21 protein-coding genes are annotated in these 23721 nt (G+C 71.1%); 7 read left to right on the forward strand and 14 right to left on the reverse strand.

Annotated elements, in window-relative coordinates; genetic code table 11:
* Nucleotides 1-8: 8 nt before the first annotated feature.
* The gene (locus tag ABH941_RS17170; RefSeq protein WP_370130129.1) at nucleotides 9-4367 is read left to right on the forward strand and encodes a glycoside hydrolase family 38 C-terminal domain-containing protein; all 4359 of its coding nucleotides are present in this window, start codon (nucleotides 9-11) and stop codon (nucleotides 4365-4367) included.
* 19 nt (nucleotides 4368-4386) lie between these two features.
* Here ABH941_RS17170 and ABH941_RS17175 read toward each other — a convergent pair whose 3' ends face one another.
* Genes ABH941_RS17175 through ABH941_RS17190 form a run of 4 tightly spaced genes read right to left on the reverse strand, consistent with a single transcriptional unit; the run spans nucleotide 4387 to nucleotide 9281 of the window.
* A complete protein-coding gene (locus ABH941_RS17175; RefSeq protein WP_370130130.1) occupies nucleotides 4387-5193 on the reverse strand; it encodes a PmoA family protein in 807 nt (268 codons plus the stop codon).
* Complete coding sequence (locus tag ABH941_RS17180) at nucleotides 5190-7205, reverse strand: hypothetical protein (RefSeq protein ID WP_370130131.1); 2016 nt, start codon at nucleotides 7203-7205, stop codon at nucleotides 5190-5192. The genes ABH941_RS17175 and ABH941_RS17180 overlap by 4 nt, the downstream gene beginning before the upstream one ends.
* A gap of 10 nt (nucleotides 7206-7215) precedes the next feature.
* Complete coding sequence (locus ABH941_RS17185; RefSeq protein WP_370130132.1) at nucleotides 7216-8376, reverse strand: Gfo/Idh/MocA family protein; 1161 nt, start codon at nucleotides 8374-8376, stop codon at nucleotides 7216-7218.
* The gene (locus ABH941_RS17190; protein WP_370130133.1) at nucleotides 8376-9281 is read right to left on the reverse strand and encodes a BadF/BadG/BcrA/BcrD ATPase family protein; all 906 of its coding nucleotides are present in this window, start codon (nucleotides 9279-9281) and stop codon (nucleotides 8376-8378) included. Before ABH941_RS17190 ends, ABH941_RS17185 begins: the two co-directional genes overlap by 1 nt.
* 179 nt (nucleotides 9282-9460) lie before the next feature.
* On the opposite strand from ABH941_RS17190, the gene ABH941_RS17195 reads away from it, so the two are divergent.
* The 4 genes from ABH941_RS17195 to ABH941_RS17210 all read left to right on the forward strand — a co-directional run bounded on the left by ABH941_RS17195 (nucleotide 9461) and on the right by ABH941_RS17210 (nucleotide 14067).
* Nucleotides 9461-10570 carry an ROK family transcriptional regulator gene (locus tag ABH941_RS17195; RefSeq protein ID WP_370130134.1) on the forward strand — a complete coding sequence of 370 codons (1110 nt, stop codon included), beginning with the start codon at nucleotides 9461-9463 and terminating at the stop codon, nucleotides 10568-10570.
* Between the two features lie 201 nt (nucleotides 10571-10771).
* The gene (locus ABH941_RS17200) at nucleotides 10772-11776 is read left to right on the forward strand and encodes a carbohydrate ABC transporter permease (RefSeq protein ID WP_370130136.1); all 1005 of its coding nucleotides are present in this window, start codon (nucleotides 10772-10774) and stop codon (nucleotides 11774-11776) included.
* A gap of 44 nt (nucleotides 11777-11820) precedes the next feature.
* Nucleotides 11821-12690 carry a carbohydrate ABC transporter permease gene (locus ABH941_RS17205; protein WP_370130138.1) on the forward strand — a complete coding sequence of 290 codons (870 nt, stop codon included), beginning with the start codon at nucleotides 11821-11823 and terminating at the stop codon, nucleotides 12688-12690.
* Between the two features lie 54 nt (nucleotides 12691-12744).
* The gene (locus ABH941_RS17210) at nucleotides 12745-14067 is read left to right on the forward strand and encodes an ABC transporter substrate-binding protein (RefSeq protein WP_370130139.1); all 1323 of its coding nucleotides are present in this window, start codon (nucleotides 12745-12747) and stop codon (nucleotides 14065-14067) included.
* Nucleotides 14068-14510: 443 nt separating this feature from the next.
* Here the strand turns inward: ABH941_RS17210 and ABH941_RS17215 are convergent, their stop codons facing one another.
* Entirely contained in the window at nucleotides 14511-15176 is a 666-nt protein-coding gene (locus ABH941_RS17215) for an NADPH-dependent F420 reductase (RefSeq protein ID WP_370130140.1), read from the reverse strand.
* A 97-nt stretch (nucleotides 15177-15273) separates the two neighbouring features.
* Here ABH941_RS17215 and ABH941_RS17220 point away from each other — a divergent pair, with 97 nt between their 5' ends.
* Nucleotides 15274-15639: a winged helix-turn-helix transcriptional regulator gene (locus ABH941_RS17220; RefSeq protein WP_370130141.1), complete on the forward strand. Its 366-nt coding sequence runs from the start codon at nucleotides 15274-15276 to the stop codon at nucleotides 15637-15639.
* A gap of 48 nt (nucleotides 15640-15687) precedes the next feature.
* On the opposite strand, the gene ABH941_RS17225 is transcribed toward ABH941_RS17220, so the two are convergent.
* The 6 genes from ABH941_RS17225 to ABH941_RS17250 all read right to left on the reverse strand — a co-directional run bounded on the left by ABH941_RS17225 (nucleotide 15688) and on the right by ABH941_RS17250 (nucleotide 20572).
* Entirely contained in the window at nucleotides 15688-16224 is a 537-nt protein-coding gene (locus ABH941_RS17225; RefSeq protein WP_370130215.1) for a polyprenyl synthetase family protein, read from the reverse strand.
* A 25-nt stretch (nucleotides 16225-16249) separates the two neighbouring features.
* Nucleotides 16250-17608, reverse strand: a complete 1359-nt coding sequence (locus ABH941_RS17230; RefSeq protein WP_370130142.1) for a PP2C family protein-serine/threonine phosphatase — start codon at nucleotides 17606-17608, stop codon at nucleotides 16250-16252.
* 117 nt (nucleotides 17609-17725) lie between these two features.
* Nucleotides 17726-17998 carry a hypothetical protein gene (locus tag ABH941_RS17235; protein ID WP_370130143.1) on the reverse strand — a complete coding sequence of 91 codons (273 nt, stop codon included), beginning with the start codon at nucleotides 17996-17998 and terminating at the stop codon, nucleotides 17726-17728.
* A gap of 8 nt (nucleotides 17999-18006) precedes the next feature.
* Nucleotides 18007-18912 carry an SPFH domain-containing protein gene (locus ABH941_RS17240; RefSeq protein ID WP_370130144.1) on the reverse strand — a complete coding sequence of 302 codons (906 nt, stop codon included), beginning with the start codon at nucleotides 18910-18912 and terminating at the stop codon, nucleotides 18007-18009.
* 44 nt (nucleotides 18913-18956) lie between these two features.
* A complete protein-coding gene (locus tag ABH941_RS17245; RefSeq protein WP_370130145.1) occupies nucleotides 18957-20204 on the reverse strand; it encodes an RNA polymerase sigma factor in 1248 nt (415 codons plus the stop codon).
* Complete coding sequence (locus ABH941_RS17250; RefSeq protein WP_370130146.1) at nucleotides 20201-20572, reverse strand: YciI family protein; 372 nt, start codon at nucleotides 20570-20572, stop codon at nucleotides 20201-20203. The genes ABH941_RS17245 and ABH941_RS17250 overlap by 4 nt, the downstream gene beginning before the upstream one ends.
* 147 nt (nucleotides 20573-20719) lie before the next feature.
* Here ABH941_RS17250 and ABH941_RS17255 point away from each other — a divergent pair, with 147 nt between their 5' ends.
* The gene (locus tag ABH941_RS17255; RefSeq protein WP_370130148.1) at nucleotides 20720-21439 is read left to right on the forward strand and encodes a transporter substrate-binding domain-containing protein; all 720 of its coding nucleotides are present in this window, start codon (nucleotides 20720-20722) and stop codon (nucleotides 21437-21439) included.
* 21 nt (nucleotides 21440-21460) lie between these two features.
* On the opposite strand, the gene ABH941_RS17260 is transcribed toward ABH941_RS17255, so the two are convergent.
* The 3 genes from ABH941_RS17260 to ABH941_RS17270 all read right to left on the reverse strand — a co-directional run bounded on the left by ABH941_RS17260 (nucleotide 21461) and on the right by ABH941_RS17270 (nucleotide 23124).
* The gene (locus ABH941_RS17260) at nucleotides 21461-21727 is read right to left on the reverse strand and encodes a metal-sensitive transcriptional regulator (protein WP_370130149.1); all 267 of its coding nucleotides are present in this window, start codon (nucleotides 21725-21727) and stop codon (nucleotides 21461-21463) included.
* Between the two features lie 55 nt (nucleotides 21728-21782).
* Nucleotides 21783-22286 carry a hypothetical protein gene (locus ABH941_RS17265; protein ID WP_370130150.1) on the reverse strand — a complete coding sequence of 168 codons (504 nt, stop codon included), beginning with the start codon at nucleotides 22284-22286 and terminating at the stop codon, nucleotides 21783-21785.
* A gap of 94 nt (nucleotides 22287-22380) precedes the next feature.
* Complete coding sequence (locus ABH941_RS17270) at nucleotides 22381-23124, reverse strand: class I SAM-dependent methyltransferase (protein WP_370130151.1); 744 nt, start codon at nucleotides 23122-23124, stop codon at nucleotides 22381-22383.
* Nucleotides 23125-23721 lie beyond the last annotated feature (597 nt).

Here is a 23721-nt window from a genome sequence, read left to right on the forward strand (position 1 = left end):
GGCCGCCCATGCGCATCCGCACCGTCGACTCCACCGATCTGTTCCTCGGCCCCGCGCAGGCGCCGCGGCAGGTGGTCCGGGTCACCCTCGCGGCCGGAGACCGAGGGGTGAGCGGACCGGTACGGGTGCGCGTCGAGGGTCCGACGGTCACCACCCCGGTCGTCGAGACGGTGACCGGCCTCGCCCCCGGCGAGGAGCGGGTGGTGGAGGTCGGGGTGCGGATCGCCGCCCCGCACAGCGAGGGGTCGGTGCACCGGGTGACCGCCGTGGCGGAGTCCGGCCCGCCGCACGCCACCGACCCGCACTCCACCGAACTGCGGGCCACCGCCGAGGGGCGGATCGAGGCGGCCGCCACCGGCTGGACCATGTGGATGGTCTCCCACTTCCACTACGACCCGGTCTGGTGGAACACCCAGGCAGGCTTCACCGACCAGTGGCACCGGCTGCCCGACCTCCCTTGGGTGGCCGAGATGCGGCTCCCCCATGTGCGAACCGCGTTCGACCTGGTCCGGGCCCATCTGGAGGCGGCCCGGCACGACCCCGACTACCGCTTCGTGCTGGCCGAGGCGGACTACCTCAAGCCGCACTGGGACGTCTTCCCCCGCGACCGCGCCGACCTGCGCCGCTTCCTCAAGGAGGACCGGGTGGAACTGGTCGGCGGCAACTACAACGAGCCCAACACCAACCTCACCCACCCCGAGTCCACGGTCCGCAACGCGATCCACGGCATCGGCCTGCAGCGCGACGTGGTCGGCGGCGACCCGCGCTCGGCCTGGATGGTCGACGTCTTCGGCCACGACCCCTCCTACCCCGGACTGATGGCCGACGCCGGCCTCGACTCGTCCGCCTGGGCTCGCGGCCCGTTCCACATGCACGGACCCCGCACCCACACCGGGGACATGACGCGGATGCAGTTCCCCAGCGAGTTCGAGTGGATCTCCCCCACCGGGCGGGGCGTGCTGACCCACTACATGGCCGGGCACTACACCGCCGGCTGGGCGCTGGAGCGCGTCTCCTCCGCCGAGGAGTCGATGGCGCGGGCCTACGAGCAGTTCAGCCAGCTCCAGCGGGTCGCCGCCACGCGCAATGTGATGCTCCCGGTCGGCCACGACCACAACGTCCCCTCCCGCTGGTGCACCGTCGTGCACCGGGAGTGGGCCAAGCGCTACGTCTGGCCGCGCTTCGCCGTCGGCCTGCCCCGGGAGTTCTTCGGCGCCGTCCGCCGGGAGCTGGCCGAGCGCGGCACCTCGCTCAGCCCGCAGACCCGCGACATGAACCCGGTCTACACCGGCAAGGACGTCTCCTACATCGACACCAAGCAGGCCCAACGGGCCGGCGAGGTGGCAGTGCTGGACGCCGAACGGCTGGCCACCCTGGCCTCCCTGGTCGGCACCGACGCCGCGCCGCGCCCCCGCTTCCCCGCCGAGGCGCTGGACAAGGCCTGGCGCCAACTGCTGTACGGCGCCCACCACGACGCCATTACTGGCACCGAGTCCGACCAGGTCTACCTGGACCTGCTGGGCGGCTGGCGGGAAGCCTTCGAGCTGGGCTCGGCGGTGCGCGACGCGGCCGTCGACCACCTGGCCGACTGCGTGGACACCCGCGGCGGCGGACGGGCCGTGCTGGTCGTCAACCCGCTGTCGTGGACCCGCGACGCCATCGCCAGAGTCCGTCTGACATTCCCTCAGCCGGGCACCCCCGGGGTCGCGATCCAGGACGCGAGCGGTTCCCCGGTCACCGCGCTGGCCGAGGGCGTGCGCCGCCATCCCGACGGCACCCTGGCCGAGGTGACCCTCAGCTTTCTCGCCCGCGACCTCCCCTCGGTGGGCCACCGCCTGTACCGGGTCCTCGACAGCGCCGAGACCCCCGCCGACTGGTCTGCACGAACCGGACTGCGGCACGCGGAGAACGCCGCCTTCCGGATCGAGGCCGACCCGGCCCGGGGCGGAGCCCTGGACCGGATCCTCGACCGCCGAACCGGCCGGGAACTGCTGCGCCCCGGCGCGCTCGGCGCCGAACTGCTGGTCCAGGACGAGCACCAGGACCACCCGCAGTGGAAGGAAGGCCCCTGGCACCTGCTGCCCAAGGGCCCCGGCCGGGCGGCGGGCACACGGCAGGCCGAGGTACGCGTGGACCGGAGCCCGTTGGGGCAGCGCCTGCTCTCCACGGTCCGGATCGGCGAGGTGACGCTCACTCAGGAGGCCTATCTCTGGTACGGCGTGGACCGCATCGACTTCCGCACCCAGGTCGACGGCTCGCTCGACAAGGAACGCCTGCTGCGGGTCCGCTTCGGCCTGGACCTGCCCGGCGCGCTGCCGGTGGCCGAGGTGGGCTACGCCGCCGTCGGACGGTCCTTCGGCTTCCCGCAGTCCGACGCCTCCCCGCACCTGTGGACGCTGGACAGCCCGGCGCACACCTGGGCCGGGCTGAGCGCCACCGCCAGGATCGCCCTGCACCGCCCGGACGGCTCCCGGCAGGACCACGCCATCGGCATCGCCGAGGTGGTGGCGCCCGAGGGCGGCGCGCACGCCGGAGAGGTCCGGGCGCTCCTGGTCCGGCTTGCCGGTCAGGGAGTGACCGCCACCTGCACCACGCCGGACGGCCGCCGCTACGGCTCGCTGGAGGTCGACTCCAACCTCCCGGACGTACGCATCGTGCTCGGCGCGGACAACGCCTTCGCCGAGGCAGTCCTCGACGCGGTCGAGCCCGCGCGGCGCCGGGCCTACTGCGGCGAACTGGCCCGCGCCGGACGGGTCTTCGTCCCGGCCTCCGCCGCGCGCCGGGAGGCATGGGTGCCCGACGCGGACCTGTGCGGGCCGCGCGACCTGCCGGTGCTGATCGTCTCCGGACCCGAGGGCGAACTGGCCGACGCGATAGGGGCTTTGGCCGCCGACCTCGCCGACGGCGTCATCGACGTGCCGCTTCCCGCAGAACTGCACGGCACCGCCGAACCGTTCGAGGACTACTCGGCGGCCCTGCTCAACCGGGGCACCCCCGGCTTCGTCGCCGAGACCGACGGCACGCTCTACCTCAACCTGATGCGGGCTCACACCGGTTGGCCGAGCGGCGTCTGGCTGGACGGCCCGCGGAGCACCGTTCCCGACGGCAGCAGCTTCTCCCAGCAGCACTGGACGCACACCTTCGACTACAGCCTGGTGGCCGGCCCCGGTGACTGGCGGCAGGCCGGATTCGTCCGCGCCGGCCAGGAGTTCAACCACTCCCCCATCACCCGCGAGACGGACGTTCACGACGGAATCCTCCCGCCACGGGCGAGCCTGCTCTCGGTGGAGCCCGCGCAGGTCGTGCTGGCCGCCCTCAAGCCGCGCGGAAACCCGCGCGCCCCCGGCCTGCCGAACGCCGGCGACCCCGCGGACGGAGTGACGCTCCGGCTGTACGAGTCCTCCGGGCGACCCGCGGCGGCGCGGGTGCGCCTGCACGGCGGGCTGGTCGACCCGGCCCGCACCGACCTGCTGGAGGAGCGCGCGGTGCACGGCGCGCCGACCGAACTCGACGGCGAGGTCACCCTTGGCCTGGCCCCCGCGGACGTGGCCACCCTGACCGGGCTCCCGGTCCTCGCATCCCTGCTCGACCCCGAGTCCCGCAGTCAGCCGTGGCGTGAGCCTGTCGAACCGGTCTTCACCCGGTACTGGATGCACAACAAGGGACCCGCGCCCAGCGGGAACCTGCCGGTCACCGTGCACGTCTCGCCGACCGCACTGCGGCTGAGCGCCGAGGCCGGCAGTGCGCCGCTGCAGATCACAGTCAGCTGCTCGGTGCTGCCCGCGTCGGGAACGGTCGTCCTGGACGTGCCCGACGGCCTCGCCGTCGAACCGCACGACAGCCTCGACTACGACCTCGCTCCGGGTGGTTTCGCCGAGTTCGAGGTCTCCGTGCGAGCGGACGGCGGAGTCCCCGGCACCTACTTTCTGGGGGCCCGGATCCCGGACCATCTGGGCCAGTTGCTGGAGGACACGGTCGCCGTCGAGCTCGGGGCCGCAGAGTCGGACACCGACCAGGACTTCGTCCCTGTGCTCGGCGAACTCGGCCCCCGGGGCCTGGCGCTGCCGCCTGGCGGCGAAGGCGACCTGGTGCTGCGGCTGACCGGCACGACAGTCGGCGAGGCAAGGGGCGAAGCCCAGCTGATCAGTCCGTACGGCACCTGGGGGGACACCGCCGACCTCACCGTCACACCGTGGACCCAACCCTTCACCGTCCCCGCGGGCGGCACCGCCGAGCTGCGCTTTCCCGTCCGTCTCGCCGCGACCGCCCGGCCGGGCAACCGCAGTTGGGCGCTGGTGAAGCTGGCCTGCCACGGTACCGTCCGCTACACCCGGGCCGTACCGGTCGAGGTGGTCGACCACCCCTGACCGTCGGGGCCGCCCGGGCTCACCGGGCGGCGTCGGGCCGGCCGTCGCTCACCAGGACCTGGTAGCGGCGGCTCACCGTCTCGCCCGGAGCGATCACCAGCGGCTGTTCGAAGGCCAGGGCCGCGCCGACGCCGGGGTACTCGGCGATGCGGACGAACCAGCGGTCGTCGTCCTGCAGGCCGCTGAAGGTCAGGGTGTAGGCGGCGTCCCCGGCACCGGCGGACACGGTCACCGAGGGCTGCGCCGATCCGTTGACCGCGTCCTCGGTGCGCAACGCTCCGGCGGTGACCCGCGGATCGGCGGACGCCGGGAGACGCCAGAAGAACCCCCCGTAACCCGCGCCCTCCCCACGGCCGTTGACAGCGGGGCTGCGCAGTTCGACGAGTGCGGCACCGGGGTTGGTCAGCGCGGTGGCCACGGTGAGCAGCCAGCTGCGGCCGTCGCCGGTGTCCTCCGCGCGCAGAGTGCGCCGTTCGAGCAGCAGGGTCGCCCCGGCGCGGTCCGTCCAGCGCAGTTCCTCGTCCACCGCGTCGTCGGCCCGGCTGTGCCATCCGGTGTGCTCGATCCGGCCGTGGTCGTCCAGCGGGACGTACCCCTGCCCATGGACGTAGCTGCGGCCGCCCCAGAGGTTGGTCCCGGACACGTCGGGCATGGCCAGGGACGCGCCCAGGTGCCAGCGGTGGTCCTCGGGCAGCAGGTCCGTCACCACGGTGCCGGCGAGGGTCCGCACCGGGTGCAGGTAGGGGCGGGGGACCAGGTCGGGCGCGAGGTCGGGGGCGGTCACATAGTCGGCGACGGCATGCCGCCCCGCGTGCAGGGTGATCACTTCGCGGTCCCGCTCCCCGCAGCGGTGAGCCGCAGTACGGGTTCGCCATGCTCATCGCCGGCCGGATGGCCGATCAGCGCGGTGAAGCGCGGAGTGCGGACCAGCACGCCCTGCTCCACCGACTCGGCCGTGACCCGGAACGGGCCGCCGTCGGCGTCCGCGGCCGGTCCGTAACTCAGCGCGAACACGGCGGGACCGGACGGTGCGTCCGGACCGAGCGCGTGGACGAGCACCTGGTTGGTCTGTGTGACGCGCCGCCAGCCGCTGTCCGGGTTGCCGTATCCGCGCGGATCGTCGGCGAGCGCGAACGCCACCTGCTCCTGGGTCAGCCCGATCGTCTCCGGGCTGTTGAAGTGCGTCCGGCCCTCCGGCGGGTTGACCACCCGCAGGCCGGCCGCCGCAGTGACCGCCATACCTCCCGCCAGCAGCGACCCCGCGCCCACCTCCAGGACCGCGCCCGGCCGACCCAGGTCGAACGGCGCGCCGTCCGGCTCGGACACGGCCAGGATCTTGCGCTGCCGCTCGCCCTCGGCCTCGACGTAGGGCAGACCGGCGAGGAAGGCGAGTTCGGCGTCAGCGGGCAGGGCCGCGCGGTCGAGCACCGCGAAGACATGGATCCGCTCGCCGTCCGACACGTACAACTGCTGGACTGACAGCAGGATCTGATCGTGCGTCACCACGGCCTTGGTCACCAGCTTCGCGGCGAGCCCGGCAACGGACGCGTCCCGACTGCGCATCGGGCCGAGCGGGCGGGTGAGCAGCAGCGAGCGGCCGTCGGGATAGCGTACGACCGGCCCGATCCCGTGCTGGTGGTCGGTGATCGACTCGATCACCACAGTTCCGCCCGCGTCGATCTGATAGGGCGTCAAATCCTCGGTGAGCGAGACCGACGCCTTTCCGTGCCGCAGCGAGTACGGCGTGTGGTGCGGCATGTCGGTGCCCCGGTACCAGTCGCCATCGTCCTGCCAGAGCCACACGCTGGCGAAGGCGAAGTGCCCGCTCGGCGCCCCGGTCGCGGCGAGGGGGTAGTAGGAGACTCGCCGGTCGCCGAGGTAGCGGCCGAGCTCGGCACGGATGCGTGAGCTGAAGAAGCGCAGGCCGAGCATGCCCTCGGCGCCGCAGTGCTGCTCGCTGTAGCGCGGGCCGCCGAAGTCGAACCCGCGGGCCGAGAGTCGGCACTCCAGGTGCCGTGCGATCTGCTCACCGTCGTCGAGGAAGCACTGCTCTCCGCTGACCCGGTATGCCTGTGCCAGGAAGGTCAGCGAGATCGGCACATAGTTCTGGTCGTGCCCGGCGCCGTGTTCCAGCGGCAGCAGGAAGCCCCGGTCGGGTACCCGTGCCGGCCGGATCACCTCGGTATAGAGCGCCATCGCCTCCCCGGCGATCCGCTCCCCCTCTTTCTCCCGGTGCTCGCTGCGCAGATGCCGTCCCAGCATCAGGCCACCGGCCACCGCGCCGATCGCCTGGTTGGCGGTCTGCTGCGGGTTGAACAGGCTGACCTGGGTCAGCCAGCGCCAGTAGCCGACGGCGGTCCCGGTCAGCTCGGCGTACTGGGCCTCGGTCAGCAGTCCGTGGCCCAGCTCCAGCACATTGACGGCGTGCAGCATGGCCCAGACGGTGCTCGGCCAGTCGCCGAAGGGGTGCTCCCCCGTCGCCGGCACATAGCGGGCGTAGGGTTCGCCGCTGTTGCGGATCCGGAGGAACGGCTCGCCGGGGTTGTCCGTCCGGAACACCCGGTGGGCCAGGAAGTAGTCCATGCTCCGCCGGACCGCGTCGACCAGCTCGGCGTCCCTGCGGTCGCCCCGGTGCCAGGACAGGCACAGCAAAGACGTCACGCCCAACGACATGTCACCGATGTCGTCGTCGGCCGCCGGGTCCTCGAAGTTGCCGTCCGACTGCTGGTGCAGCATCGCCGTGGCGACCGCGCCGTCGAGCACGGTCCTGAGACGGTCCGCGTCCACAGGCAGGTCGTGCACGGCGGCGTGCTGGCTCGGCAGGTACACCGGGTTCATCCGGTCCCTCTCAGGTCGTCGGGAAGTCCGGCCTGGTCCAATCCAGGTCCAGCTGGGAGAACTGCAAGCCGCGCGCGCCGGCTTGGACCACCGCGTCCTCGATGCCCACGATGGTCCGGCCCTCCGGCGAGGCGCGCACATACCGCTCGGGGACGGACCGTGCCTCCGGCCCGCGCTGGATCGCCTCCAGCACCTCGGTGAAGGTGCGGGTGGCGCGCAGCGGGCTGCACAGCACGTCCTCGGCCGGGTCGTCGTCCAGGTGCGCGATCAGGTCGTCGATCAGGTCGATCCGCCCGCCGGTGGTCTGCACCGGACCGGCCCCGGTATCCAGCCGCAGCCGGTCCCGGGTGTAGTGCAGAGTGGCCCGGCCGCCGGTGCCGAACACCTCGACGTAGGGCTCGAACTCCTGCCGCGCGCACAGGGTCACCACAGCGGTCACCGGCACTCCGGTGCTCGTCTCGATCCGTGCGCTGATCGTGTCGTCGGTCTCGATGGGGTAGGCATGGTAGGGCTCGACCGCGACGGCCCGGATCGGCCCGCCATCGCCGGGCGCGGCAAGCCGCAGCGCGAGCGCAAGCCCGTGCGCGAACGGATTGGTCAGCGCGCCGTCCGCCACCACGATGTCGCCGAGCCTGCGGTGGCCGGCCCAGGCCGAGCGGGCGTAGTAGTCCGCGTCCCGTCGCCAGGCGCCGACGACGCTGATCCGCTCGACCCGGCCGAGTTCACCGGCCCGGACCCGGTCGAGCAGGTCCCGGACGACGGAGGAGCCGAACGCCTGGAAGCCCACCTGGCAGTGCCGCCGTTCGGAGTCGGCCACCGAGAGCAGCCGGTCGTGCTCGGCCACCGCAGTCACCGGCGGCTTCTCCAGCAGTACGTGCGCGCCTAGCCGCATCGCCCGCTCGGCGAACGCGGCGTGCGTGTGGATGGGCGTGGCGATGACGGCGATGTCCGGACGCAGCGCGCCCAGCAGTCGTTCCGCATCCGTGTCGAAGACCCGGCCGTCCGCGCTCCCGCCGTCCGGACCGCTCGGTTCGCGCCGGTCGGCCAGGCCGCACAGAGCGAGCCGGCCGGACCGCTCGCGGGCGAGCAGGCCCTCCAGATGCACCCGGCCGTGGCCGTGGATCCCGATCAGCACCACGCGGGGCACGCCCGCGCGGGAAGCTTCGCCCATCAGGTCACCGCCAGTCGCTCGGTGAGCCGCAGCGCGCCGTGCACGGGGGCGGTGTCCAGGGGGTGGACACGCGTGTCCGGAAGGGCGGCCCCCAACTGCCGGACGAAGGAGTCGAACAGCGGGGGCTGGTTGAGGATGACCCCGCCGGCCACCACGACGTCGTCGACCGCCACGTCACGGGCAGCCATCCGGACCACGAGTTGGGCCAGCGCGCCCGCCGCGTCCTCCACCACCGCCTCGGCGAGCGCGGAACCCTGTTGGAGCGCGTCGAACACCAGCGGGGCCCGCCGGCCCCAGACGCTGGCGCCGGAGTCGGCCGCCATCGCCTCGGGCAGGTCGGTGACCTCCGCCACCTCGAAGGAGCGCAGCAGCAGGTCGGTCAGCAGGTCCTGCGGTTCACCGCGGTCGCGGGCGCCGAGGCTGGCCCGCACCGCCTCGCGCAGCAGCCCGGGGGCGCTGCCCTCGTCGCCGAACAGCCAGCCCCAGCCTCCTATGTACACGGGTTCGCCGGAGCGGTTCCGGCCGACGGCGACGGAGCCGGTTCCGGCCACCAGGCCGACACCGGCGGACAGGCCGACCGCAGGGATGAGTAGTTCGGCGTCATTGAGCACCAGGCACGGGACGGGCAGCAGTCGCTCCAGTTCGGCCCGCACACCCGCGCAGTCACGTTCGCTGTCGCAGCCGTGCGCGCCGACGGCGACCGCCGAGACGGTCGTCGCCGGAGGCAGCGTCTGCCCGATCAGATCTGCCAGGAAGGCCGCGGCCCGCCGGAAGTCCCCGGGGTGCCAGCCCTCGCTGGAGTACACCCGGTCGGCGATGACCGTCGACCCGAGCGCAGCGCGGATGTGCGTCTTGGTGCCGCCGACGTCGATCCCGACTCGGACGTCGGAGATCAGGTCCGGCACAGCGTTCCTCTATCTGTCCGGCACGCCGCTGTCCGGCGTGCCGTCATGTTGACGGGAGGTGAAGTCGCAGAGCGGCTGGGACCCGCCCTGTTCGTTAAGCAGTAAACTTACTATCCCCGGAGGTTGTCAAGAGACGCCGTGCGATCATCATCCGCGGATCAACGAAAGCGGAGGTAGGCATGGTCGACACTGGCCTCAGCGACAGCGCCCGGGAGGTCTTCACCGCGCTCGCGGGGCACGGCAGGGCCACCCGGCCGCAGCTCGCCGCCTCCTGCGGGCTGTCCAAGCCCACGGTCTCGGCCGCGGTCGCCGAGCTGGAGGCGGGCGGTCTGGTCGAGCGCAGCGGCACCTCGCACGGGGCCACCGGTCGCTCCGCCGCCGTCTACCGGCTGGGTCCGGCCGCCGGGTACGCTCTCGCCGTCGACCGCGGCTCCACCCAGGTCGCCTTCCGCGCCGTGAGCCTGGACGGGCAGGTGCTCGACGAGGGCCACACCGACGATCCGGCCTCGGCGGACACCATGATCCGCACCGCGCTGCGCCGCCGGGACGGGAGCGGCCCGCTGCGGGCGGTCGTCGCCGCCGTGTCCGACGTGGTCTCCCCGGACGGCACCGGCGATCCCGAGACCGCCGGCCGGGTGCGCGCCTCTACCGCCTCGCTCGGACTGCCGCCCGGCACCACCGTGTTCACCGAGAACAACGTCAACTGCGGTGCCATCGCCGAACTGCACGAGGGATCGAACGACTCCCGCGACACCTTCGTCTACCTGCAGGTCGGCTTCGGCATCGGCGCTGGCGTGGTGGTGGGCGGCCGACTGCTGCGCGGGGCGAACGGGGCCGCCGGCGAGGTCGCGCGGCTCGCCTATCCCTGGGCCGACGACCTGCCCGCGGGCCGGGAGGCGCTGGAGGCCCGGCTCGGCTCACCCGGCCTGCTGCGCCGGGTCCGCGCACGCTGGTCGGATGCGCACGGACCGGTCCCGGACAGCGCCGCCGCCCTCTTCGCGCTGGCCGGCGAGGCGCATCCGCTCGCCGCCGAGCTGGTCGCCGAGCACTCCGCCGAGGTGGGCAAGCTGGCCGCGTCCATCTGCGCGGTGCTCGACCCGGGCCTGGTGATCCTGGGCGGCGGCGTGGGCACCAACCCGCTGCTGCTCCGCGGCATAGTCGACACCATTGACGCCCTGAGCTGGCCGACCGAGGTGATCGCCAGCCGGCTCGGCGACCGGGCCACCCTCGTCGGCGCCGCCCACATCGCTCGCGAGCAGGGCATCCGCGACGCCGTCACCGCTTCGTGACCGGGCTCGACTATTGACACTATTGACACCGGACAAAGGGCTCCTTAAGGTCGCGGCAAGCGCTTTCCGAATCCCTGGGACGGATCGTCCGGAAGGAGCGCCGCGCACGGGCAGGAGAGACTCTCCCCAGAACGTCGCCCAGCGATCCCATGCCGACGGCAATGCCAGCAGCACCGCACCGAAGTCCCAGGAGCCAAGCACATGGCGTCAGCCATTCCCAGCTCTCCGGTTGACCGCGCGCCGGAGCACATCCAGTCCACCGAGCGCGGACCGGCACCGGGCAGTCCGCCCGCCGCCGGGAGCAGGACCGAACCCGGGAAGGCCAGGCGCAGCAGGCACCGGAACAACCGCGTCGCCTACGCCTTCCTCGCACCGTGGTTCATCGGCATCTTCGGCTTCACCCTGATCCCCATGGGGTACTCGCTGTACCTGTCGCTGACCAAGTTCGACCTGCTGACCTCACCGAAGTGGATCGGACTCGCCAACTACAAGGCGCTGTGGCAGGACCCGCAGTTCCTCAAGTCGGTCACGGTCACCCTTGAGTACGTGCTGTTCTCGGTTCCGCTCAAGCTGGCGCTGGCGCTGGTCGTCGCGGTCGCCCTGAACAAGGGCCTCGGCGCCCTCGGCTTCTACCGCTCGGTCTTCTACCTGCCCTCGCTGCTCGGGACGAGCGTCGCGGTCTCGGTGATGTGGCGGCAGATCTTCTCCCAACAGGGCCTGTTCAACCAGTTCCTGAGCTGGTTCGGCATTCGCGGCGCGGACTGGATCGGCGACCCCAGGTTCGCCCTGTGGACCCTGATCCTGCTGTCCGCATGGCAGTTCGGCACCCCGATGCTGATCTTCCTGGCCGGGTTGAAGCAACTGCCCAGGGACCTCTACGAAGCGGCTGCCCTGGACGGCGCCGGCCGGTTCCGGACCTTCTTCCAGATCACGCTGCCGCTGCTGTCCCCCATGGTGTTCTTCAACCTGGTGCTGGAGACCATCAACGCCTTCCAGGCGTTCACCCCGGCCTACGTGGTCAGCGGCGGCAGCGGCGGACCGATCGACTCGACCCTCTTCTACACCCTCTACCTCTACCAGAAGGGCTTCGGCAGCCTTCAGATGGGCTACGCCTCCGCGATGGCCTGGGTGCTGTTCCTGGTGATCGGAGTCTTCACAGCGATCTACTTCGCGATGTCACGGCGCTTTGTCACCTACGCCAACTGAACGCTTGTCACCACTCCCAGCGCAAAGCAGGCGAAAGGACAGAGATGGCACTCCTCCCCCAGTCCCTCCCCCAGTCGGGACAGCAGCGGACCTGGAACCACTGGCGTATCCACACGATTCTGCTCACCGCCGTCATCGTGATGATCTACCCGCTCATCTGGATGGTCGGAGCCTCGTTCAAACCCGAGAACCAGATCTTCACCACGCTCGACCCGCTGCCGCTCCACTTCACCCTCAGGGGCTACACCAGCGGCTGGACCTCCACCGGCACCTCGTTCACGGTGTACCTGGCCAACTCGGCCACCGTCGCGATCGGCGCGGTGCTGGGCAATCTCATCGCCTGCTCACTCGCCGCCTACGCGTTCGCCCGCCTGGACTTCGCGTTCCGCAAGCTGTGGTTCGCGCTGATGCTGGGCACCCTGATGCTGCCCTTCCAGGCAACGCTGATCCCGCAGTACACCATCTTCTTCAAACTGAACTGGGTCAACACCTTCCTGCCGCTGGTGGTACCGCAGTTCCTCGCCACCGACGCCTTCTTCATCTTCCTGATGGTGCAGTTCATCAGGGGCATCCCGCGCGAACTGGACGAGGCGGCCGCCATCGACGGGGCCGGACACCTCCGGACCTTCGTCTCGGTCATCCTGCCGCTGCTGCGGCCGGCGCTGATCACCACCGCCGTGCTGACGTTCATCTGGACCTTCAACGACTTCCTGCGCCAGCTGGTCTACCTGTCGAACAACACCCGCTACACCGTGCCGCTGGGCCTGAACGCCTTCATCGACCGGGCGAGCGGCTCCAGTTACGGCGACATGCTCGCCATGTCCGTAGTGAGCCTGGTGCCCACGATGGCGGTGTTCCTGCTGGCCCAGAAGCGCCTCGTCGACGGCGTGGCGAACTCCGGAATCAAGGGCTGAACCCTCACCTCGCTCCACTCACCCTCACCCCACAGCACAGAGAGTAGTCACGCCATGTCAGAAATCCTGTCCAGAAGAGGATTCCTCGGTCTCGCCGCCGCAGGCAGCGTCGCCATGACGGCCTCCGCCTGCGGCTTCACGCCTACCAGCAGCAGCTCCGGAGCGTCCGGCAGCGCGGGCAAGACCCTGGTGTTCCGCTGGTGGGGCGGCGACTCCCGCAACCAGGCGTACCAGGCCGCACTGAAGATCTTCACCCAGAAGACGGGGATCGCGGTCACTGCCCAGTACTCCGGCTACGACGGCTACTTCAACAAGCTGAACACCGAATTCGCCGGCGGCAACCCGCCCGACATCTTCCAGATGGACACCGCGCTGGTCAGCACCTACGCCGCCAAGGGCGTGCTGATCGACCTGGCCTCCTACATCCCCGGCACGATCCAGCTGGACACCCTCTACTCTCCGCTGCGCACCGCCGGCACGGTCAAGGGCAAGAACTACGGCGTGGCATCCGGCTCCGGCTACGCCCCTGTGCTCTATGACAAGACGGTGCTGGACAAGCTCAAGATCGCCGCTCCCGGCGACAACTGGACCTGGGACGACTTCGCCACCATCACCGGCGAGATCTCCAAGGCGTGGGGCGCGAACAAGTACGGTGCGCTGGACGCCTCCAACGACGACTCCGGTGCCTTCCAGCCGTGGCTGCGCCAGCGCGGCAAGGACCTCTACACCGCCGACGGGGTCCTCGGCTTTGACTCCACCGACCTGACCGAGTGGTTCACCTTCTGGGCCGGCCTGCGCAAGAGCGGCGCGATCTCCCCGGCGACGCTGCTCGCCAACGCCGGTGAGGCCAGCGGCACCCACCCGCTGATCGCCGGGCAGGTCGCCATGACCACCGGCTGGGGTCTGGCACAGATGCAGCCGCTGACGCAGCACACCCTCGACCTGGTGGTCGTCCCCCGGGGCAGCAACGGCAAGACCGGCCAGGCCCTCAACGGCGGCGTGCTCCTCTCCGTCCCCACCAAGAGCCAGAACCCGACCGGTGCGGCCAAGCTCATCGACTTCTTCCTCAACGACACCGACGCGATCAAGGCCATGGGGACACAGCGCGGCTTCCCCCCGTCGGCGAAGGCGAAGGACATCCTGCTGCCCACCCTGACCGCCTCGCAGAAGCGGGACGTCAACTACGGCGAGTACGTGGCCGCCCAGGTGACCAAGGACGGCCTGACCGCCGCCCCGACCGCGCCCCCCGGCTACGGCGACGTCAAGACCGCGCTCGACGCCGCGGCCCAGGGCGTCGCCTTCGGAAAGCTGTCGATCGGCGCCGGCGTCACCCAGTTCTTCAGCGCCGCCAAGACGGCGCTCGCCAACGCCAAGTAGCACGTAGGTCTCCCGGTGGGGGTGGTCAGCGCCAGGCGCTGACCACCTGCTCCGGTCCCCAGACCAGGTCGACCGCATCGCGGCCGAGGTCGGGCGACGCTCCGGAGAGTGAGGCCACGGCCGCGCCACGCGGTCCAGCGTCGTTCGACCAGGCGGAAGGCCGCCTCGGGCCGACCTCGACGGACTTGGTCCTGAGCCGCCCGCAGAACGGCCACATACAGACGCAGGTTGCTGTCGGCGATGCGATAGAGCGCACGGGAGATCGCGGCGACCTCAAGCAGCGCGCTGCCCAATTCGGCGTCGCTGACCGAGCCGGAGACCGCCGACCGGACCGCCGCCCCCAGCAGAGCCCGCCACGGCTGCGGCGGGCTCCTGCGCGCTGAGTCCGTGCGGACGGCAGGGCCGTGACGGTGCTGCACGGCCCTGCCGGACGGCCGGCTGGCTCAGTCGGTCGTGGCCCGGGCCAGTCCGAGGGCCGCCGGGTCCACATCGGGAATGGCGAGCCGGGGGTTGTAGCCCGCTGCGACGAGTCTCATGACATATCCCGCCGCCTCCTCCAGTTGCCGTGCGCTCTCCAGCCCGCCGACCGTGGCGCTGCGCCCGCCGAGGTCTGCGATCAGCGCCGTTGCGCGATCAAGTGCACGCGGCTCGTCGCCGCAGATGGCCACGACCGGTGCTCCGGCCCGCGGTCCCGTATACGGCCACGAGGCACCTGCGAACAGGTGCAGCGCCTTCACGACGTGTGCGCCCGCGGCGGCGTGGGCCACACGTTCCGCCGCCGAGCCGTTCGCCGCCTTGAGCCGCCCGGTCCGGTAGTCCACCGGGTTGGTGCAGTCGAGCACGGTCATGCCGGCCAGCGACCCCTGAGGGGCGCCGACAAGGGACAGCGCCGACTCCAAGCCCTCGAAGGAGACCGCGACCACGACCACGTCGGCCTCAGCAGCGAAGGCCGCGGGGTCGACGGCCTTCGCAGCGTGGCCGATGCCGTCGGCGACCTGACCGGCGCGCGAGGCGTCGCGCCCTGTCACCAAGAGCGAGTGGCCGGCCGCGGCCCACGCCCGGCCCAGCGTCGCGGCCAGGTTGCCGGTGCCCAGGATTCCTACGTTCACAGCGACTACTCCTTCATCCGAAACCGGTGCCTGCAGCAGGAACGCTACGAGCCCGGCTCCTACCGATTGGTAGGCGGCGGATGCGACACTGGACTGCGTGATCGAGGAGACCTGCCAGAGGTTCGTATCCGACTGCCATGTGCGCGCGGCAGCCGAGCTGATCAACCACACCTGGGATCCCGTCGTGCTCTCCGCACTGCGTCTGGGGCCAACGCGACGCAACGAACTGCTTCGGCACATCGCAGGAGTCAGCGACAAGGTGCTGACCCAGGTGCTCCAGCGTCTTCAATCGCGCGGGCTGGTGACCAAAGTCCGCTGCACCGGGCAAGCGCCTGCCCATACAGGCGCGGTCTACCAACTCTCGCCGCTCGGTGAGTCCTTCGCGAACGGACCCCTGGCCCAGCTTGCACAGTGGGCCGCCGACAACCAAGCCGAACTGGCAGACTCGTCAACGACGTCATGACCTGCACGGCCTCGCAGGATCATGTTGATTCCCGAAGCCCCGGTGCGGTCATCGATGGCTTTGGGTGTGGAATCGGGCGAGCGCTTCCAAGGTGGTCCTGGCCTGGGTTTCAGGTATCAGGGTGCACAGCGCACGCAGGGCCGCGCTCAGGTGGCGTTCGGTCTCCAGGTCGGTCTGTTCGTGGGCGCCACAGCGTTCGATGAGATCTGCGGCGAGTTGTGCGTCGTCGTCGCTGAGCGGGTTCCGCCCGCAGAGGTAGAGCTCGGCCAACCTGTCCCGGTCGGTGCTGGTCGAGGCCAGCGCCGCGATCACGGGAAACGTCTTCTTACGGGACTTCAGGTCGGACAGGGCCTGCTTTCCGGTCAGTGCCGGGTCTCCCCAAATGGCGAGGGAGTCGTTGTGCAGTTGCCAACTGAGGCCAGTGTGGTGCCCGAACGCCGCCAAGGCGTCAACGTGGCGGGCGTCGGCGTTGGAGAGCACACCGCCGAGAGTGCACGCGCATTCCGCGAACGCAGACGCCTTTCCCGCGTATATGGCGAAGCATTCGTCGAGGGTGACGTCGTCCCGCTGCTCGTCGCCGGACAGCTGTGCGCTTCGGGGTCGACCGCTGTCAGCCCTGGATGCGGGCGGCCAGGACGGCGATGTCGTCGTCGGGGACGGCGGGCATGACCGTGGCCAGGACGTGGTTCAGCAGGTCCTCCAGGGACGTGCTCCCGCGCTGGTGGCGTACCCGGGTGAGCCGGGCCAGGGAGGCGTCGATGTCCTCGGTGCGGCGCTCGACCAGGCCGTCGGTGTAGAGCATCAGCACCTGTTCGGGGCCGAGGGGGTGGACGACTGCCTGGTAGTCGCCCAGGCCGGTGCCCAACGGGGGCCCGGTGGGGATCTCCAGGAGTCGCGTCGGGCCGTCGGGGCGGAACAGGGCCGGCGGCAGGTGTCCGGCGCTGGCGAAGGTGGCCCGGTGCCGGGCCGGTTCGACCAGGGCGAGCAGGCAGGTCGCGGGGCGGGTGGCGTCGCTCTCCGCGGTGAGGTGGTCCAGCTGGCGCAGGATGCGGTGCGGCGGCAGGTCGGCGGCCGCCACATAGCGCAGCAGGGTGCGGTAGGCGCTCATGTCGACGGCGGCCTCCACGCCGTGGCCCATCACGTCGCCGATGACCAGCAAGGTCCGGCCGAAGGACAGCCGGATGGTCTCGAACCAGTCGCCGCCGACCATCGCGGAGCTGCCGCAGGGCAGGTAGCGGGAGGCCAGCTCCAGGTTGGCGTGCGGGTTGCCCGGCTCGGCCAGCAGTGCCCGCTGGAGTTCCATGGTCAGGTCCTGGGCCAGGGCATGGCGCCGGGCGTTGTCGATGTTCCGTGCCGCCCGGTCCGCGACGGCCTGGATCATCGCGCTGTCGTCGTCGAAGGGCGTTCCGTTCCCCGGCCTGAACAGGGTCAGCACACCGACGAGCCGGTCACTGGCCCGCAGCGGGACGTGGAGCACCGACCCGGCTCCCGTATCGAGCTCGCAGGGCCAGCCCTCACCGACCGGCCCACCACGGCCGGCCGACGGCCGGTGGTCCGGGAACGCCTGGCCGTTCGCCAGGCACTGGGCGGTCGGGCACCCGGGACGGTGGCGCACCCATTCGCCGACCGGCGTGAGGGTACCCGGGCGGCGGGACGCGGGAACGGCCGCCAGCGCCTTGCGCTGCGTACGGAGCGGCCCCGAGCCGACGGTCGGTCCGGTCGGGAGCGCCTCCGGGGGCAGCAGCTCCACGATCGCCAGATCCGCGTAGCGCGGGACCATGAACTGCGCCAGCTCCGCGCAGGTGACCTCCAGGTCCAGGCTGGTGCCGATCCGCTCGGCCGCCTCGTTCAGCAGCGCCAGCCGGTCCCGGTCGGCAATCAGGGCGCGCAGTCCGTCGGCGTCGGGGGAACCAGTGGGCAGTACGGCGTCGCCGTCGCCCAAGCCGGTGCCCGCTCGCTCCGAACGCACCCACGCCTCCATGGTCCGATCCCCGTCCCGGAAAGGCAATCATCGGACCCTGGGACCCCGCACGCATCCCGGGTAGGTGTGATGTAGCCGACACTTCGCCATCCTGTGGGGTGGATGTCACGCTCCCGGCGCCGGCGCCGATGTCGATGTGTCGTCGGGGTCGGCCCGGGGCTGGTCCGCATCCGCCGCCTGGGCAGTGTCCTTGCGCGGTCGGCCGCGGCGGGGCAGCGCGCCGACGTCCCCCGGCAGGCGTCCGGCCTGGGCGAGGGACTGGCGCAGCAGGTACTCGATCTGGGCGGTGGTGCTCCGCAACTCGTCGCCGGCCCAGCGGGCCAGCGCGTCGTGCACCGCCGGGTCCAGCCGCAGCAGGATCTTCTTGCGTTCGGTCACCGTGCTGCTTACTGGTAGAGGGTGCCGGTGTTCACCACGGGCTGGGTGGCGTGGTCGCTGCAGAGTACGACGAGCAGGTTGCTGACCATGGCGGCCTTGCGTTCCTCGTCGAGATCGACGATTCCCTGTTCGGCGAGGTCGTCGAGGGCCATCCGGACCATGCCCACGGCCCCTTCGACCAGGCGGGTGCGGGCCGCGACCACGGCGTCGGCCTGCTGGCGGCGCAGCATGGCCTGGGCGATCTCGGCGGCGTAGGAGAGCCGGGTGATACGCGACTCGATCACATGGACGCCGGCGGAGGCGACCCGGGCGCTGATCTCGGCGGAGAGCTGCGAGGTGATCTCGGCGGCGTTCTGACGCAGCGACAACTGCTCGTCGCGGCGGGCGTCGTAGGGGTAGTTGCCGGCGATGTGGCGGACCGCGGTCTCGGTCTGGATCGCCACGAACTGGACGAAGTCGTCGACCGCGTACACCGCTTGGGCGGTGTCGTCGACCTGCCAGACCACCACGGCGGCCATCTCGATCGGGTTGCCGTCGGCGTCGTTGACCTTGAGCACGGCGGTCTCGTGGTTGCGGATCCGGGTCGAGACCTGACGGCGCCTGGTGAAGGGGTTGACCCAGCGCAGGCCGGTGTCGCGGATGGTTCCGGCGTAGCGGCCGAACAGCGACACCACCCGGGCCTGGCCCGGAGCGACGGCGGTCAGGCCGATCAGCACCAGTACCCCGGCCGCGATCAGCGCCGCCACGTAGATTCCGGTGCCGGTCGTCGAGTTCGAGGCCAGCACCACCGCGCCGACGACCAGGGCCAGGCCGACGGCCAGCGCGAGCCAACCCGACCAGGCCCGCGCGGCGTACTCGCTCACCGGTGGCTGCGGCATCCGGGCCCGGATCTCGCCGGGCTCTCCAACGGCCATCTCACTACCTCCGTCGTCTCATTCAAAGTGCTAACTTAGTGATATCACTTTTTCTGGCCGTCCACACCCCCTGGGCCGGTCTCCGCCCGTACCCGTGCGGCCCGGGACTCCAGGTAGCGCTGCTCGGCGATGCTGGCGGTGGCCTTCGCGGCGCGCCGGTAGTGCTGGTACGCCCCGGAGCTGTCGCCGGTCTTCTCCAGCAGATGCGCCCGCACCGACAGCAGCCGGTGGTGCCCGGCCATCCGCTCGTCGCCGTCCAACGTGGACAGCAGCGCCAGCCCGGCCGCCGGGCCCTCGGTCTCGGCGAGCGCGATCGCCCGGTTGAGGGTGACCATCGGGTTGGGCGCGATCCGTTCCAGGATCAGGTAGAGGGCGTGCACCTGCTGCCAGTTGGTCTCCTCGGCGGTGGCAGCGTCGGCGTGCGTGGCGGCGATGGCGGCCTGCAGTTGGTAGGGCCCCAGCGCCGGGCCGGCCAGCGACGCCTTGACCAGCGCTGTGCCCTCGTCGATCAGCCCCCGCTCCCACGTCGTGCGGTCCTGCTCGTCCAGCGGCACCAGGTCGCCGGTCGCCGTCGTCCGTGCCTCCCGGCGGGCGTGGGTGAGCAGCATCAGCGCGAGCAGCCCGGTCACCTCGTCGTCCCCGGGCAGCTGCGCGTGCACCGTCCTGGTCAGCCGGATCGCCTCGCGCGCGAGGTCGGCGCGGTGCAGCTCGCTGCCGGAGGAGGCGGTGTAGCCCTCGTTGAAGATCAGGTAGAGCACCTGCAGCACGACCCGCAGCCGTTCCTCGCGCTCCGCGCCGTCCGGCAGGCTGAACGAGCTGCCGGCGGCCCTGATCCGCTGCTTGGCCCGGCTGATCCGGGCCGCCATCGTGGACTCCGGCACCAGGAACGCCCGGGCGATCTCGGCCGTGGTCAGGCCGCCGACCGCGCGCAGCGTCAGCGCCGTCTGCGAGGCAGCGGTCAGCGTCGGATGGCAGCACAGGAACAGCAGCACGAGCGTGTCGTCGGTGTCCGGGACGTCCTCCGGCACCACCTCGCCTGCCGTCGCCGACTCCCGCTCGCGGCGCGCGTGGTCGCTGCGCATCTGGTCGATGAGCCGACGGGAGGCGACGGTCACCAGCCAGCCGCGCGGGTTGTCCGGCACCCCCTCGGCCGGCCACTGCACGGTGGCAGCCAGGACGGCCTCCTGTACCGCGTCCTCGCACCCTTCGAACTGGCCGTGCCGGCGTACCAATGTGCCGAGGACCCGCGGCGTGAGCTCACGCAGCAGGTCCTCGATAACCGATGCTGTCATGCCTCCAATGGTCCGTCAGCGAACATCACCTGACGCACCTCGACACCCAGGCCCTGGATCGCGGCGTCCGGGATCTGCGCCGCCAGCTCGATCGCCCGCTCCTTGTTCTCGCAGTCGACCAGGTAGAAGCCGCCCAGGAACTCCTTGGCCTCCAGGAAGGGTCCGTCGGTCACCACCGGCTGGCCGTTGCGCACGGTCACCACGGCGGCCTGCGACGGGTCGACCAGCGCCTGGGTGGTGAGCAGCTCGCCCGACTTCTTCAGGGACTCGATGAACGCGCCGTGGCCGGCGCCGATCGCCGCCTTCTCCTCGTCGCTGAGCGCGTCCAGCACGGCCGGGTTGATGTGCAGGCTGATGAGGAACTGCATCTCGTACTCCTCGTGGTTCGCGAGCCCCGGCGGGGCTCCTTCGACCGGTTGGTCGGAGCCGCGGCCGTCGTCTTGACATCCCCCGCCAGAACTTTCGCACGATCTCAGCCGAGCTTGGACACATTGGACGGCTCTACAATCCGTTCCATGACCGTGAGCGCTGACGTCGGCCAGGACCTCGCACCGAGCGGCGTGCTGCGGGTCTCCGTCAATCTGGGAAATCCGGTCCTGGCTCAGGGCACCCCGGCGGCGCCGACCGGCGTCACGGTCGACATCGCGCGCGAGGTCGGTGCGCGCCTGGGCGTTCCGGTCGAACTGCTCTGCTTCGACGCGGCACGGAAGTCCTACGAGGCGATGGCGACCGGCCGGGCCGACATGTGCTTTCTGGCCGTCGAGCCGGCGCGGGAGGCCGAGGTCGCCTTCACCGCGCCGTATGTGGTGATCGAGGGCGTCTTCGCAGTACCGCGCAGCTCAGCTGTGGACACGGTCGCCGACGCCGACCGGGCCGGCGTCCGCATCGGCGTGAAGCGCGGGTCCGCGTACGACCTCTTCCTCTCCCGCACGCTCCGGCACGCGAGCGTCGTGCGCGGGGAGGAAGGCGTCGACGAGTTCCGCGCCCAGGAGCTGGAGGTCGCGGCCGGCATCAGGCAGCCGATGACGGAGTTCGTCGCGGCCCATCCCGAGTACCGGCTGATCGAGGACCGGTTCATGCAGATCCGGCAGGCGGTCGGCACGACCAGGACCCGGCGGCCGGAGACCGTCCGGTTCCTCCAGGACCTGGTCGAGGAGCTGAAGGCGAGCGGGTTCATCGCAGACGCGCTCCGGCGCGCGAACCAGTCCGACACCCTGGTCGCCCCGCCCGCGTAGGCGCGCCCCTGCACTCCTCCGTCAGGCGAGGGTGAGGAAGAGCTTCTCGAGTTCCGCCTCGGTCATCGGGGGTGCGTCCCCGTCGGCGGCGTTCATGCACTGGCGCATGCCGCTGGCGACGATCTTGAAGCCGGCCCGGTCCAGCGCGCGGGAGACCGCGGCGAGTTGGGTGACCACGTCCTTGCAGTCGCGTCCGGCCTCGATCATGGCGATGACGCCGGCGAGCTGTCCCTGGGCGCGGCGCAGACGGTTCAGGACGGCGGTGGTGGCTTCCTCGGCAACGATCACGGCTGGGTTCCTCCTCGTAGGCTCTCGCCCCCAGCGTACCCCCTGGGGTATCCGGCTACAGGGAACGGCGAAGCCGTTCGACGGCGCCGCACATGGCGGACGGGTCCGGCTTGCTGTCGTCCATCGGGTCCTCGGGCTCGCGCTGGTAGGTCAGGTCCTGCCAGATCCGTCCGACCGGATCCGGGATCCCCTCGATCGAGTCGCGGTCCGGCGGAAGGTGCCCGAGCGCCCTCAGCGTCTCTGCGGAGACCGCACGCAGCTGCGGCTCGCCGTTCCAGTCCTCGGGCCCGTCCAGCAGGTTCTGGATCTCGTCCGGCGACACCGCCGACGGCTCCCGACCGCCCTGGTGGGCCAGCACGTACAGGGCCACGGCCAGGGTCTGCAGGTCGACCTCGGCTGTCGGCGCCACGTCGCGCTGCCAGGCCGGGGCCTGGAGCTCGGCCGCCCGGTACACCGCTGCAGCCCAGCCCGGAGGGGTCGGTCCGGACGTCAGACCGTCGAGCGCGTCGGACAGGGTCCGCTGCACCACCGGATGCGGATCGACCTCGCTGCCACCCAACGGACTTCCCTCCTGGACGCGGGACCCTGGCCGCCGTCGAGCCTATCGCTGACCGGCCAGGTCAGCGCTGCAGGAAGGGCGGCGAGGCGTGGGCTCACTTCGTCGTGGGGAGGCGGTAGACCGAGACGTGGGACCGCGACTCGGCGGTGAACTCGGCCCCGGCCCAGTTCGCCTGCCTGGACTCCAGCTCCAATCCGGCCAGCTGGGCCATGAGGTCGAGCTCGGCCGGCCAGACGTAGCGGTGCTCGCTGCGGTGCAGCCGGGCCTGCCGACCGTCGTCAAACGTGAAGTGGTGCGACACCAGGTGCTGCCGAACGATGTCATAGGTGTCCAGGCCGATGTAGCCGGGCTGGACGTCGAAGATCGCCCCCTGCTGGCCCGGCGGCAGCGTGCGCAGGTCGGGCACGCCGAGCTCGATCACGAATCGGCCGCCCGGCGTGAGATGCCGGGCGGCATTGCGGAAGCAGGCGACCTGCTCGGCCTGGGTGAGCAGGTTGGAGATGGTGTTGTAAACGAGGTAGACCAGCGTGTACTCCCCCGGAGCCACCGCAGTCGCCATGTCACCGACGACCACCGGGATGGTCGCCTCGTCCGCCTTGGTCCGAAGTCGTTCGATCATCGGCAGCGACAGTTCGATGCCGGTCACGGGCACTCCCCGCTCGGCCAGCGGAACGGCCACCCGCCCGGTTCCGACGGCGAACTCCAGCGCGCGCCCGCCGTCCGCGAGTTCGGCGAGGAAGGCCACGGTCGGCGCCAGCACCTCGGGCGCGAACATGCCGCTGCCCGGTGTGTCGTAGCGCTGGGCGGTGTCGACGTCCCAGATCTGCTCCTGTTGCATGCCGACCACCATCGGCGCCAACAGGCGCACTGTCCAACGAATTACGCCACGGGCCCAACAGGCCGCCGGTGCCATCGCGGACCCGGATTCCGTATGCGAGCCACACAGTCTATGAGATCCGCACGTAACGATCAGGGAATGGCGGAGCAATGTCCGTGCGTCATTCTCACCTGAATCGCGCGGCAGGTGATCGTCGGCGCTGAGCACGGAGGGGAGCGCGAGATGAGTCTCGCCAGTAGGCGTTTCACGGACCTCCGGTACCGTGCCCACCAGTCGGCCTGGACACGCGGGCGCGTGGCGCACGCCTCGCACAGGGCGGCCGAGGGCTCTCGCGCCTGACTGCGCACTGATCTGCGGTTCGACGCTCCCGCGCAATTCCTGCCGCGTCGTCCCGGCATGCACCGCGACGCGCGTCACCGCAGATCAGCAGCAATCCACCGCTCTTGTCGGCGAAGGCTGTTCCCGCACGTGGGCACAGTGAATTCCGTGATGAATGTGTAGCTCATCAGAGACGTGCGGATGTATTCGGGGACAACACAGTGGCAAAGCGCTGTCCTCATGTCCGCCCAGGCGCCGGGACCACCGGCACAGTGAAAG

It is taken from the genome of Streptacidiphilus sp. EB103A (assembly GCF_041261405.1).
Classification (GTDB): domain Bacteria; phylum Actinomycetota; class Actinomycetes; order Streptomycetales; family Streptomycetaceae; genus Streptacidiphilus.

Coding starts and splice junctions, on each gene's coding strand:
- ABH941_RS17170 (WP_370130129.1), top strand. CDS start 9: ATGCGCATCCGCACCGTCGACTCCACCGATCTGTTCCTCGGCCCCGCG.
- ABH941_RS17180 (WP_370130131.1), bottom strand. CDS start 7,205: ATGAACCCGGTGTACCTGCCGAGCCAGCACGCCGCCGTGCACGACCTG.
- ABH941_RS17185 (WP_370130132.1), bottom strand. CDS start 8,376: ATGGGCGAAGCTTCCCGCGCGGGCGTGCCCCGCGTGGTGCTGATCGGG.
- ABH941_RS17195 (WP_370130134.1), top strand. CDS start 9,461: ATGGTCGACACTGGCCTCAGCGACAGCGCCCGGGAGGTCTTCACCGCG.
- ABH941_RS17200 (WP_370130136.1), top strand. CDS start 10,772: ATGGCGTCAGCCATTCCCAGCTCTCCGGTTGACCGCGCGCCGGAGCAC.
- ABH941_RS17205 (WP_370130138.1), top strand. CDS start 11,821: ATGGCACTCCTCCCCCAGTCCCTCCCCCAGTCGGGACAGCAGCGGACC.
- ABH941_RS17210 (WP_370130139.1), top strand. CDS start 12,745: ATGTCAGAAATCCTGTCCAGAAGAGGATTCCTCGGTCTCGCCGCCGCA.
- ABH941_RS17240 (WP_370130144.1), bottom strand. CDS start 18,912: ATGGCCGTTGGAGAGCCCGGCGAGATCCGGGCCCGGATGCCGCAGCCA.
- ABH941_RS17245 (WP_370130145.1), bottom strand. CDS start 20,204: ATGACAGCATCGGTTATCGAGGACCTGCTGCGTGAGCTCACGCCGCGG.
- ABH941_RS17250 (WP_370130146.1), bottom strand. CDS start 20,572: ATGCAGTTCCTCATCAGCCTGCACATCAACCCGGCCGTGCTGGACGCG.
- ABH941_RS17255 (WP_370130148.1), top strand. CDS start 20,720: ATGACCGTGAGCGCTGACGTCGGCCAGGACCTCGCACCGAGCGGCGTG.
- ABH941_RS17270 (WP_370130151.1), bottom strand. CDS start 23,124: ATGCAACAGGAGCAGATCTGGGACGTCGACACCGCCCAGCGCTACGAC.